Annotated in this window: 10 protein-coding genes; 8 read left to right on the top strand and 2 right to left on the bottom strand. The window is 60.5% G+C overall.

All coding sequences use genetic code 11. The features are described from left to right. The 3 genes from J4O76_RS03805 to J4O76_RS03795 all read left to right on the top strand — a co-directional run. Nucleotides 1–115 (top strand): integrase core domain-containing protein (locus J4O76_RS03805; protein WP_426280402.1); only part of this gene is annotated, 115 nt, incomplete at its 5' end. A gap of 312 nt (nt 116–427) precedes the next feature. Continuing rightward, on the top strand, nt 428–763 hold the full coding sequence (locus J4O76_RS03800) for a hypothetical protein (RefSeq protein ID WP_426280380.1): 336 nt from the start codon (nt 428–430) through the stop codon (nt 761–763). A 311-nt stretch (nt 764–1,074) separates the two neighbouring features. Further along, nucleotides 1,075–2,229 carry a hypothetical protein gene (locus J4O76_RS03795; RefSeq protein WP_426280378.1) on the top strand — a complete coding sequence of 385 codons (1,155 nt, stop codon included), beginning with the start codon at nt 1,075–1,077 and terminating at the stop codon, nt 2,227–2,229. 164 nt (nt 2,230–2,393) lie between these two features. Here the strand turns inward: J4O76_RS03795 and J4O76_RS03790 are convergent, their stop codons facing one another. Continuing rightward, nucleotides 2,394–2,888 (bottom strand): hypothetical protein, encoded by a 495-nt coding sequence (locus J4O76_RS03790; protein WP_426280376.1) that lies wholly within the window; start codon nt 2,886–2,888, stop codon nt 2,394–2,396. Between the two features lie 307 nt (nt 2,889–3,195). Between J4O76_RS03790 and J4O76_RS03785 the strand changes: the two genes are divergently transcribed. From J4O76_RS03785 to J4O76_RS03770, 4 genes are all read left to right on the top strand, one after another. Next, nucleotides 3,196–6,279: a TonB-dependent receptor domain-containing protein gene (locus J4O76_RS03785; RefSeq protein WP_426280374.1), complete on the top strand. Its 3,084-nt coding sequence runs from the start codon at nt 3,196–3,198 to the stop codon at nt 6,277–6,279. A 121-nt stretch (nt 6,280–6,400) separates the two neighbouring features. Beyond that, entirely contained in the window at nt 6,401–7,555 is a 1,155-nt protein-coding gene (locus J4O76_RS03780) for an aspartyl/asparaginyl beta-hydroxylase domain-containing protein (RefSeq protein ID WP_426280373.1), read from the top strand. Between the two features lie 50 nt (nt 7,556–7,605). Continuing rightward, the gene (locus tag J4O76_RS03775) at nt 7,606–9,060 is read left to right on the top strand and encodes a 2OG-Fe(II) oxygenase family protein (protein ID WP_426280371.1); all 1,455 of its coding nucleotides are present in this window, start codon (nt 7,606–7,608) and stop codon (nt 9,058–9,060) included. 6 nt (nt 9,061–9,066) lie between these two features. Continuing rightward, nucleotides 9,067–10,950 carry a tetratricopeptide repeat-containing sulfotransferase family protein gene (locus J4O76_RS03770; protein ID WP_426280369.1) on the top strand — a complete coding sequence of 628 codons (1,884 nt, stop codon included), beginning with the start codon at nt 9,067–9,069 and terminating at the stop codon, nt 10,948–10,950. A 28-nt stretch (nt 10,951–10,978) separates the two neighbouring features. Here the strand turns inward: J4O76_RS03770 and J4O76_RS03765 are convergent, their stop codons facing one another. After that, nucleotides 10,979–11,116 (bottom strand): hypothetical protein, encoded by a 138-nt coding sequence (locus J4O76_RS03765; protein ID WP_426280368.1) that lies wholly within the window; start codon nt 11,114–11,116, stop codon nt 10,979–10,981. A 311-nt stretch (nt 11,117–11,427) separates the two neighbouring features. Between J4O76_RS03765 and J4O76_RS03760 the strand changes: the two genes are divergently transcribed. Then, nucleotides 11,428–12,141: a haloacid dehalogenase type II gene (locus J4O76_RS03760; protein ID WP_426280366.1), complete on the top strand. Its 714-nt coding sequence runs from the start codon at nt 11,428–11,430 to the stop codon at nt 12,139–12,141. Nucleotides 12,142–12,170 lie beyond the last annotated feature (29 nt).

Below are 12,170 nucleotides of genomic sequence, written 5' to 3'. Positions count from 1 at the left end.
CCAACTGCCTGGCTGGTTCGCCCACTATAACGAGGTGCATCCGCACCGCGCTTTGCGCTATCGATCACCCCGCGAGTTCATCGCGCAAACCTGCGAGGCCCTGTCAGGCCTTTAGGGGGCAACAACAGCACGCTCTGGATCGCGTTTTGGGAATGTCCGGGTTGAGAAGGTAGGCGGACCGGCCGCTTACGGAACCTCACCATAGGAACGTGCTACCTGATTTCAGCGCGGCCCAAATTTTCGCGTCGGCGTATCGCACGGTTTTCCGCGGGCTTTCGACCGAATCAAGACCCGCGAGTTCAGCAGAATCGTTGCAGATGCGACCGCCAGCCTGCACGGCTAAGACCACATCTTACATAAGAGTGAGTGGATACATCGTAACGTCTGAAACATTGACACCGAGAATGGCGTAGAAGAAGATATGCTCATGTCGAAAAATAAGGGCGTCTCGAGCGTTGTCATTGCTAGCTTGATCGCGGTTTTGGCCTTGCCGGTAGAAGCGCAAAGGCTCGACTCCGCCTCAATCAACCCGCAATCGCTCCCGAACCCAATTTCCCCTTGGAGTTCGGATTACGCGCGCGGAGTCGCAATCAATCGAGCCTATCTCGAGAGACTGGTTGACCTTCGCAAACGTTATCTATCCGTCCGCGAGATTGAAGGTAGCTCGCTCTCAGCTGCAGAGAGGGAAGCTGCGCAATCAGAGCTGGACAGGATCAACGCCGACTGGAAGCGTCAGATACGCAACATCGACCCTCTGTCTTGAGCGAACCGGGCATTGTCATGAAGCGGTTCGACGGAATTTCGGTTCTGTTTCACAAGGTGAACGTTCCGGGCATTGGTCCTGCCTGCGTAACGTAAGGCTGGAACCGCCCGCCGTGCACTTCCGGCCTCTCCCTGTTCGGACCGGCCGCACATGGGTAGATCCGATGCCGAACTTTTTATACCTTGATCAGCGTACGTCCGGGATGGGAGGAAGGCGTTCGGGCTGCTTTCAGGCGTTCAGCCGGCCCCGCACGCGCTTCTTGCCTGTTTTCGCAGAAAATGTAGTTTCGCTATCGACGGCCGATCAACCTGATGGAAATCCGATTGCCAGGAATGCCCGAGGAAAAGACTGCCACAGATTTTACCGGCGCGACCGATGCGAAGCTTGCGCTCCGAACTGACCCAAGACTTGTAGCGGCGCTAGGTCCGGAGCTATCGGCACGAGATCTGGAGATCTGGGCCGGCATGCCCGCGTCTCGACGGATGAAGGCGCTGCAACGCATACAAGCGCTCGATCGATACTTTGCGGAGGCACCAGACGTCGCGGCGAAGGCAGCCGCGATCGAGGCCGGCGTCACGCTTTCCAGGTTCTATCAGATGGCGCGAGCGTGGGCCGTTAAGCGTTCTCTCAGCAATCTAGGCACTTACGCGCTGGTCGTGAAGCCCCGAGCAGGCCTGAAACCTTTCCAGATCAGCGCGTTGGAAGCCGTGGTGGGGAATGTGATCGAAGCCGAGGCCAATCAGACTGACTCGATCGCTGCTCTGGCCAGAAAGCTCGGCGAGGCCTCGAACCTAAAGCCCAACGAAGTGCCGTCTAAGAACACCCTCCGTGGTTTCATCGAGAGGGAGCAACGCCGACGGCGCGACGCTAAATTCGCTGGCACGGAAGTCCTGTTCGATTTGTCGGCGACCTCGCTCCATCGTTGCAACGGGCTGCCCCACGTCGCATTCTTCTTGATAGACGGCGGTACGGGTCTCATCCTCGGACACGCCATCGGGGTCGCGGAGGAAAGCGCAGCGGGATACAGGGATGCGGCGCAGGCTTTTCTAAGCATGATCTTACCGGTTCTCCGTGGCAGGGCCATCTGGTCGAAAGAATTCATGCAATCTCAGATAGTGACCGGTGCGGACGCGCCCGAGGTTGTGGCCATGATTTCAAGGATCGGCGGAGAGATGAATGGCGTATGCCCCACGCTGACAGAAGAGGACAAGCAGGGTCGATATATTCGCGAACATCTTGGTCTGAGGTTAGGCTCCGTGCGCCTATTGCCTGCCCAGACGATCCCTGACGAAGCGTCGGCCGTCGAGATCAAGGGGGTGGAGTTGGATACGACGACTGCCTTCGCCCGCACGTCAGTAGCCGTCGCGGAGCACAACGCGGCCGTTCTTGCCGCACTCGATTTGAAGGGCGACGTCAATCCACCCGACGAACTCATGCATCTTTTGGAGACGATGGCGGCCATCTAGTCACCCGAGGCATCCCAGCATGTTCTACTCGTACGCAGGCCGCACCCGGAAGTCTGAGCGTCGTCTACTTTGACCCATCGGTCCGAATTCAAGAGCCTCTTGACCACAGAGCGGGTATGCATGGTTAGTGGCCGCGGACGGGGTGCCTTGGCGGAGGCGATAGATCACCGTTCCCGTTGGGCCTTCACGCCCGGTTGCGTGCCGAACTTGATGAAATAACTGCCCATCGACCCACGTCGGATAGTTACCAGTGATCCCGGACGTGGCCTTAACGCAACCGTGCCACCGGTCTGATGCCAGACTGCCCCGTCCGGAAGTCCAACGATCCAATAGCCGTCGCGATCCTGCTGCGCCGATGCGACGGTCGAGGTGATTTCCTCGTCCTCAGCCGCGACTGCGCCATGAGCGCTTCTTTCGGCAGGGTCCTTGCCGCCGAGGATCTTGAGCCCCGGAAGATTGAAGCCAAACAGGGAGCGTCGCGCTTTTTGAACTTCGGCACGATCAACGACTATAATCTCCTTGTTGTCGGCAGCCGACTGTAGAGTCTGAGCATTCCGATCGAAGCATGCAAGTCGTTCGACGGCATCCGCAATCCCCCGGCAAGACAAGACGCTGCTGAATGCCTTCGCCTGAACGCTCGTCGACGGCTGGTCGGGCATGGGGACTGCCGCCCCCAGCGCAGCAGCGACGACAGCCGCAGCCGCAAACGATATCCCTTGCGTTCTGACCAAAACCGTACCCCTCATCCTGCTGCCGCCTCTATCTCAATAATCGGACCGCGCAAGCTGGTATGTTGCTCATTTGCTACAGAGGTCGGCGAAAAGTTGCGCAGCGCTCCTGCCATAAAGTTGAAGATTGCTGCATCACGGAAAGGCGCGCTAGTGTCATTTCATGCCAGCGGCTTCGTCAACGAACGAGGGCGGTGGAATGAACAACCGAGAACCGTCGGAAAAGGGACCTACTATTATGAACCGGATACTGCGGAATCGCCTTCTGGCGACGACGATCTGCGTTGGCGCCGTGATGGCGGCCTCGCCGTCATATGCGCAAGCAGTCCCAGGCAACGCCCCCGCCAACTCCGGTCCGATCGAGGGGCAGGCGCCTGAGGTGGCGGCGCCCGCAGCTAGCGACCCATCGGCAACGGCCCCCGGCGACATCGTCGTCACCGGTTCACGCATTCCGACGCCCAACCTTTCGTCGGCCAGCCCAGTCACGGTCCTGAACAGCGCGGAGATCAAGCTTACCGGCGTGACCCGCGTCGAGGATCTCATCAACCAGCTGCCACAGGCCTTCGGCGATCAGGGCGGCAACGTCTCCAACGGCTCGACCGGTACTTCAACCGTCAACCTGCGAAATCTGGGTGCCAACCGCACGCTGGTGCTGATCAACGGACGTCGTCTTGTACCAGGCGACGTTACGGACTCCGCAGCGGACATCAACTTCATTCCCGCCGCGTTGATCAAGCGCGTCGACGTTCTGACGGGTGGTGCATCCTCCACTTACGGCGCCGATGCCGTCGGCGGTGTGGTCAACTTCATCATGGACGACAACTTCAGCGGCTTCCGTGTCGATGGTCAATACAGCCTGCTCCAGCACGACAACAATTCGAACGCCAAGGGTCTTCGTGACGCCCTCAACCGTCAGAATTTCGGGTTTCCTGACGGGAATAGCGCAAGTGGCGGCACCGTTGACGTAACTGCGACGATCGGTGGCGGCTTCGATGACAACAAGGGTCACATCACCGCCTACGTCGGCTATCGCAAGATCAACGCCCTTCTTCAGTCGAAGCGCGACTACAGCTCGTGCGGTTTGACCACGGCGGGTGCGCCGGCCGGGTCGGTGGCCTGTGGCGGCTCGTTCAGTTCGAACAACTTCGTGACTTCGGCCGAGGGCGGTGGCTCGACGACCTATCAGTTGGGCCAAGGGCGGACGTTCACTCCTGGCAGCAACGTGTATAACTTCGGGCCGACCAACTATTATCAGCGTCCAGACGAGCGCTACACGGCGGGCTTCTTCGCCCATTACGACGTAAGCGACGCCTTCAAGCCGTATCTCGAAGGCATGTTCATGGACGACCGCTCGGTCGCGCAGATCGCGCCGTCGGGCGATTTCGGCAACACGCTCAGCATCAACTGCGACAACCCGCTCCTCTCCGCACAGCAGTCGGCCATCGTCTGTGCTCCCGGCAATCTCCTGGACTCCACGGGAACGTCGATCAACGGCGGCGGTACGACCGCTGCGAACTTCATCGATCCCACGACGGGCCGGACGTATAACCGCGGCGCACTGCAGGTATATCGTCGCAACGTCGAAGGCGGTCCTCGTCAGGACGATCTTCAGCATACGTCTTACCGGATCGTCGCCGGTGCCAAGGGCAATGTCGCCAAGGGCATAAGCTACGACGCCTATTATCAGTATGGTCGTACGAACTTCCAGGAGACTTACCGCAACGACGTCTCGATCAGCCGGCTCACCAAGTCGCTGGACGTCGTGAATGTCGGTGGCACGCCGACCTGCCGTTCTGTGGTCGATGGATCCGATCCGAACTGCGTACCGTATGACATCTTTACCGCCGGTGGCGTCTCGCAGGCCGCGGTCAACTATCTTGGTACGCCTGGCTTCCAGCGCGGCTCGACCTCTGAACAGGTCGTCTCCGCCTCTGCCACCGCTCTGCTCGGCGAATACGGCATCAAGTCGCCGTTCGCGGACGAAGGCGTCGCGATCAACGCCGGCTACGAATACCGCAAGGAGAGCCTGCAGCTCGCGACCGACCTGGAGTTCTCCACCGGCGATCTCTCTGGTCAGGGTGCCCCGACACTCCCGGTGGCCGGGTCGTTCTCGGTAAACGAAGGCTACACCGAGGTCCGGCTTCCCGTCGTGCACGACCGCTTCATCTACGACCTGTCGTTCAGTGGTGGGTATCGTTACTCCGACTATAAGATCGGCAATAGGAAGACGAGCACCAACACCTACAAGTTTGAAGGAACGTTTGCGCCCATCAGGGACATAACCTTCCGTGCGGCCTACAATCGTTCGGTCCGTGCTCCGAATATTCAGGAACTGTTTGCTCCTTCCCGCGTGGCCCTCAACGGTTCGAACGACCCGTGCGCGGGTGCGATCGGAGCGAATGGTACGGTGAATGGCAACACGGCCGCTCAGTGCGCCCTTACCGGAGTCACAGCGGCTCAGTTCGGCAACATCTCCGAGAACCCAGCGGCTCAGTACAACGGTCTGATCGGCGGGAACGCCAATCTGACGCCCGAGAAGGCTGATACCTACACGGTCGGCGTGGTCCTCCAGCCGAGCTTCATCCCTCGCTTGGCGATCACGGTCGACGCATTCCAGATCAAGGTCGACAAGACGATCACCACGATCGGTCAGGACACCACCCTGACGACGTGCATCGCCACCGCCGATCCGACGTTCTGCGGCCTGATCAATCGTGACCAGTTCGGTTCGCTGTGGCGCACGCCGAACGGGTACGTCGTCGACACCAATCAGAACCTCGGTTCGATCAAGACGCGTGGTATCGACGTAGGTGCCAGCTATTCGCACGAAATCGGGTCGATCGGTTCGCTGGGTCTGTCGATGAACGGCACATACCTCGACCAGTTCAAGACCGATAACGGCGTATCGGCACCCTACGACTGTTCTGGCTACTATGGACTCCAGTGCGGTACGCCTGCTCCGAAATGGCGCCATCGTGCGCGTGCCACGTTCACTACGACTGACGGCGTCGGCCTTTCCGTACAGTGGCGGTACTTCGATCCGGTCAAGCTTGATCGCACGAGCGGCAATCCGACGCTCGCCGGGCCGTCCGCTCTGGTCAATCAGCGGATTCCCGCACAGAGCTACTTCGACTTGACCGCAACCGTGGCGATCGCGGACAACTATACATTCCGCCTTGGCGTCAACAACATCCTCGACCGCGATCCTCCGCTCGTGACGTCGCAGGCGCTTTCGCCCGTCTTCGGTAACGGCAACACCTACCCGAACGTGTACGATGCTCTTGGTCGCTACATCTTCGCGGGTGTGACGCTGAACTTCTAACATGCCCGTATAATGTGAGGCCGGCGTATCGCTGATACGCCGGCTTTGCTTTGAGCTTCGTCGGTCCCCGTGCACGTCGGAAACGGCTTTCGCTCATGCCCGTCCTTTGATAAGCGACGCTGTGACTGTTGATCCGGATCTACTCACTATTGAAGCAGATCAAGCGGCTGCCGTTGGCGACATCAGGCTCGCGAGGTGCCTGCTTGAACAGATTGCTGTCGCAAACCCGGAACATCCGCAGATCTGGCTCAAACTCGCCGCCATGCATCGGGCTGCCGGGGATGTTGATCGTGCGACGTCCGCGGTTCATCGCGCACTTGCCGCAGCACCTCTCGATTTCACCGCGCTGCTGCTCCGCGCGAGCTTGTTGGAACGACGCGGTGATCCGAGCGCTGACGAAGCATATGGCAGGGCGCTGGCGCAACGGCCCGAAGGAGATCTGCCGCCCACGGTCGCCGCCGCCCTGGCGCATGCGGACCGACGTCATGAGGTGCATCTCGTCAAGCGGGCGGCCATTCTTGGCGAAGCCGTAGCGCCAACTCTGCTTGCCCCGGATGAGAAGGCTCGGATCGATCGCTTCCACAGCAACGCCCTACGGCGAACCGTGCCCTTTCACTCCGAACCAACCCACTTCCACTACCCCGGGCTTGTCGAACGCGAATTTCACGATCGTTCGGATTTTCCTTGGCTGACGGAGCTGGAGGCTGCGACGGATGCCATCGCGGCGGAGTTCGAGGTGCTCGCAGCGGCGAACGACACCGAATCGGCGCCCTATATCCAGTACGCCGATCATGAACCCGTCAACCAGTGGCGCGCGCTCAATCACTCACGAGACTGGACCGCGATACATCTTTTCCGCAATGGGGAGACCGTAACCGACAACATTCGCCAATGCCCGCGGACAATGGACGTTCTGAGCCGTATCCCTCAGCCGTGGATTACCGGATGCTCAGCCAATGCGATGTTCTCCCTGCTGTCCCCCGGCACAACCATTCCTCCGCACACCGGCGTATCGAACACCCGGCTCGTCTGTCATCTACCCCTCATCGTGCCGCAAGGCTGCTGGTTTAGGGTTGGCGCTGAGACGCGTGAATGGACCCGCGGCGATGCGTTCGTTTTCGACGACACTATCGAGCATGAAGCGGCCAACCCCACGGCCTTGCCTCGCGTCGTACTCATTCTCGATGTCTGGCACCCTGGGCTGAGTGAGGCCGAGCGCGAGGCTGTCCGGCGATCGATGGAAGCCGAGGTCCGTATGAGCGGATCAATATCTTGAGCTTTGCTACTGTATCGCGTCAGGCGGGATCGAGGGACGATCCGAAATCCGTGATACGCCTGGCGGAACTGGCGCTGCAGACGGAAGACGAGGCGGCAGCGGTACCGATCGTTTCAGCCGCCGCCCGCCGTGCGGGAACGAACCCCCGTCTATGGCAGTGGACTGGACTTCTCCACCGTGCGCTGGATGATCGTGTCGCGGCCCTTCAAGCTTTCACGAAGGCCGCAACGCTCGCGCCCTACGACCCGTCGATTGCACATGGTTTGGCGCGCACCCAGCTCGAGGCGGGCCTCTCGGCGGTGGGCGCTTTCGAAACGGCCCACCGTATAGCACCACTCGATGGGGACGTCCTGCTGGGCTTGGCAGCTGCTCGGCTCGCTGATGGAGATGCCTCGCGGGCGTGCGCAGGCCTTGATGTCTTCATCAGGAAACACCCGGGGTGGATTGCCGGCCATTATTCCCTAGCCCGACTATGCTGGATGACGGGCGACGATCTGGGCTTCGTACGATCGCTTGAAAGCGCGTTGTCGAAGTCGCCGCGAGATCCGGCATTGTGGAAAGCACTGATCGACCTGTTGATCAAGGCGGGTCAGTACGAGCGGGCCCTATCCACGATAGCGCAAGCACGCTATGCGATGGGTGACGCCGTCTTCCTTATCGCCAACGAGGCACTTGCATTGTCGGAGATCGGACGATGCGCAGCGGCGGACACGAGCTTCGCGCTGCTGGCAGATACCGACGACGTTAACATCGTCGTCCACCAAGTCCGCCATCTACTCCGTACCGGCCGCGTCGAGCCGGCACGCGACATCATCGAGCGCTGGACGGCATCGCCCGATTTCGCGCCGCTATGGCCCTATGCGTCTTTGGCGTGGCGGTTGTGCGACGACCCGCGGTGGGGGTGGCTCCAGGGCGCGGAAACGCTGGTAAGCGTGGTGGACATAAGTGCGCAACTACCATCGTTGGAACGACTGGCGACCATTCTTCGTCAAATGCACACGGCGCGAGGAGAGCAGCTTGATCAGTCGGTGCGGGGCGGGACGCAGACGGACGGCATCCTGCTCGCTCGGACGGACCCGGAAATCATTTCACTGCGCACGGCGATCGTGGCCGCCACCCGAGCGCATATCGCGCGATTGCCGGCACGAGACGCACGACATCCGACGTTGCGCGCCCGACGCGACCGAGCTCCGCGATTCAGTGGATCCTGGTCCGTCCGACTCACGGGGGCCGGCCGTCATGCCAATCACGTGCATCCGGCTGGCTGGCTAAGCTCCGCGCTCTATATCGGAGTCCCGCCGACCCATGACGACGATCCGCACGCCGGCTGGCTGACGCTCGGTACGCCCCAGGCGGAACTGTCGCTTGATTTGCCTGCGACCCGATGCATAGAGCCGAAGCCGGGCCGCCTGGTGATCTTTCCGTCAACGATGTGGCATGGAACGCTTCCGGTCGCGTCGGGTGAAAGGCTCACGGTAGCATTCGACGTCAAAGAGCCAGTTTGAACGGACATGATGCAAACGCCTTCTGAATCGTTGACTGATGCGTTCTCCTGCCTCCGGAGCGGCGACCGCCTTGGCGCGCGAACGGCGGCGGAGAGGGCCCTGAGGGAGAATCCCGATGAACCATCCGCACTTGCCTTCATGGGGCTTCTCCTGTGTCAGGAAGGAATCCCGTCCGAGGCGATAGCCCATCTGCGGCGCGCGATCGCGTTGTGGCCGGACGATCTCGCGACCCGGATCAATCTGGCTACCGCGCTGGCCGAGGTAGGCGAACTGGACGAGGTCGAATCCGTCTGTGCCGGCGGTCAGGCCGGCGAGATAAGGTTGCGACGGCTCATGGGCTACGTTCATCAGCAACGCGGAGACCATATCGAGGCATGTGCCGCCTACGAGGCGGTCGTGGCCGCGTTGCCACAGGATTTCGAGAGCTGGAACAATCTCGGGAATGCCCGTGCGGCGCTCGGAAGGCATGATGAGGCGGTCGCGGCCTTTCGGATCGGCATTAGGCTGAGGCGCGACGTCCCCGCATTGCCGATCAACCTTGCCAAGGTGCTGGCGGAGGCGGATCGCGACCCGGAGCGGCGGGACGTACTGCGCGAAGCCGTCCGTCACCTACCAGCGAACGCCGAAATACAGATGGAACTGGGGCTGGCCGAAGCGGCGACGCAGGATAATTCCGCAGCCGAGCGCGCGTTCCGCAACTCCATTTCGCTGACTTCCGGCTTTACTCCGGCGTATCTCGAACTCGGCTTGCTGCTGGAAAACCTCAATCGGATCGATGATTTGAAAGCCCTCGTGGCGGAGGCAGGCCAGCGCGGCGTCGCAGCCGCGGAGATAGGGTTTATCCAAGCGTGGTCTTTACGACGCCAGGGGCGCTTCGCGGAGGCTATGGCGCTCGCCGAGGCCGTCCCTGAGACCATTTCACCATTGAGGAAGGCCCAGCTGATCGCTGAACTGAGCGATCGCCTGGGCCACAGCGATCGGGCGATCAAGTCTTTCGACGATATGAACCGTCTGTCGCTGGAACAGGCCCGGCCGGTTGTGGAACGCTCGAGCTTCGGCGATGACGTTTCGAAGGCGGCAAAGCTGATAACCAAGCGGAACATAGCTAGGTGGCGGAACGTCGAGGTCCGACCGACGCCGCCATCACCGGTTTTCCTCGTCGGCTTCCCTCGCTCTGGAACGACGCTACTCGACACTATGCTCATGAATGTTCCCCAGTTTCACGTGATGGAGGAACTGCCCGTGATGCGGCAGCCCGAGGTGAAACTTGGAGATACGGCGCGACTTGCGACCATCGGAACCGCGGAAGTCAATGCTTTGCGGGCGCACTATTATGAGGCCTTGGCGCATATTTCAGCTCCTCCGCGTAGGGGAATGACGATCATCGACAAGTTTCCACTCCATATGGCCCGCATGCCCTTGATCCATCGGCTGTTCCCGGACGGCAAGGTGGTCATGGTTGAGCGCCATCCGTGTGACGTCGTGCTAAGTTGCTTCATGTCGAACTTCACGCTCAACCGGGCTATGCGACACTTTACGACTCTTGAAGGTGCCGCACGTCTGTACGACACCGTTTTCGACGCCTGGACCCGAGCCGTCGAGAATCTACCGATTTCGGTCCACTACATACGTTACGAGCGAATGGTCGACGATCTCGAATCCGAGATGCGCTCGCTGCTCGAGTTCCTCGAACTTCCTTGGCATCCGTCGGTACTCGACAACCAGAGCAGTGCAGCGAAGCGTGTGCATATTTCGACTGCCAGCTACTCGCAGGTAACCGAACCTCTGTATAGAAGATCGGCCGGCCGTTGGGAACGGTATCGCGAACACCTTGCTCCAGTCTTGCCGATGTTGGAGCCTTGGGCCACACGAATGGGCTACACTATCTGACGTGGCCTACCCGTCGGGATCTCTACGATCAGTTGACGCCTTCGTAGACAGCATGCACGTCCGGCTCCTCGATTGGCGCGGCCGAGAGCTTCACCGCGATGATATACGCTTCCAGCTCCGCGGCCATAGCCTGCGCAGGCGCCGAGATCCTGTTCGAGCGCGGCATCTCTGTGTAGTTTGCCGCCACGCGGATGCCAACGGATTACAGTTGCCAGAGCCCCGCCCGGAGAGTGCGGCAAGATAAAACCAACAATCGCGCAAGAATCGGGAATGCTTGTAACGAAGTGATCATCAATTGAGATGATGCCTTACTGAAAATGGGGTAATCGCGGGAGCGAAGCCCTAGGCAGTGCAACACCCCTTACCGCTATGGCGTCTTTTTCGCCCGCCTCGACGGAATGGTTGTATGGACGCTAGCTAAGTGCCGGCTCTGCCAGATTGCCAAATCGCTCTGCCGCTGCATGAGTAGGCATCGTCATGGGAGACTGTTGCATTCTCAAGCTCGAAACGCCGCCTAAGGTCATCACCTTTGATTGCTACGGCACTCTGGTCCAGTGGCACCGTGCCGTGCGGCAGGCCGCTCACGTGATTCTGAATAGACACATGCCGGCGAGCCCTACGCATGATCAGGTCGTCGCGTTCGCCGATCGCTTGCGCGGCATTGCGGTTGAACATCAGCAGCGCCGCCCGTTCCGCGACTACCAAACGGTGCTGCAAGCCAGCTTGAACCTGGCGCTGTCTGAAGCCGGCCACGTGGCCTCAACGGCGGACCTGCGAACGTTGCTGGCAACCCTGAGCAAGATCGACCCTCATCCCGAGGTGCCCGACGTGCTTGCCCGCCTGCGAGAACGCTACCGGATCGCGATCATCAGCAACACCGGGGACGACCTCATCGCCGGCACGGTGAGCGCGATCGGCACGCCCATCGATTTTGTCATCACGGCCGAACAGGCTCAAGCTTACAAGCCGGATCACCGACTATTCCTTTACGCTTATGCCGCCATGGGCATTTCCAAGGACGAGACGATCCACGTGGGCATGGGGCAGTTTACCGACCTTAGAGTATGTCAGGAACTCGGCATCCAGTCCGTCTGGATTGATCGCGAGGGTGAACCCCTTGATCCTGCCTGGCACCCCGACGCGGTGATGAAAGACCTCTCCGGACTCTCGGACCTGCTGCTTCCTGGGTGAAGATGCCGGCCCGTGTCATCACCGCAGGT

The organism is Sphingomonas sp. NFX23 (genome assembly GCF_049887795.1).
Lineage (GTDB): Bacteria > Pseudomonadota > Alphaproteobacteria > Sphingomonadales > Sphingomonadaceae > Sphingomonas.
This window is presented reverse-complemented; position numbering and strand designations above follow the sequence as displayed.

Coding starts and splice junctions, on each gene's coding strand:
- J4O76_RS03800 (WP_426280380.1), top strand. CDS start 428: ATGTCGAAAAATAAGGGCGTCTCGAGCGTTGTCATTGCTAGCTTGATC.
- J4O76_RS03785 (WP_426280374.1), top strand. CDS start 3,196: ATGAACCGGATACTGCGGAATCGCCTTCTGGCGACGACGATCTGCGTT.
- J4O76_RS03765 (WP_426280368.1), bottom strand. CDS start 11,116: ATGCCGCGCTCGAACAGGATCTCGGCGCCTGCGCAGGCTATGGCCGCG.
- J4O76_RS03770 (WP_426280369.1), top strand. CDS start 9,067: ATGATGCAAACGCCTTCTGAATCGTTGACTGATGCGTTCTCCTGCCTC.
- J4O76_RS03790 (WP_426280376.1), bottom strand. CDS start 2,888: ATGCCCGACCAGCCGTCGACGAGCGTTCAGGCGAAGGCATTCAGCAGC.
- J4O76_RS03795 (WP_426280378.1), top strand. CDS start 1,075: ATGGAAATCCGATTGCCAGGAATGCCCGAGGAAAAGACTGCCACAGAT.
- J4O76_RS03760 (WP_426280366.1), top strand. CDS start 11,428: ATGGGAGACTGTTGCATTCTCAAGCTCGAAACGCCGCCTAAGGTCATC.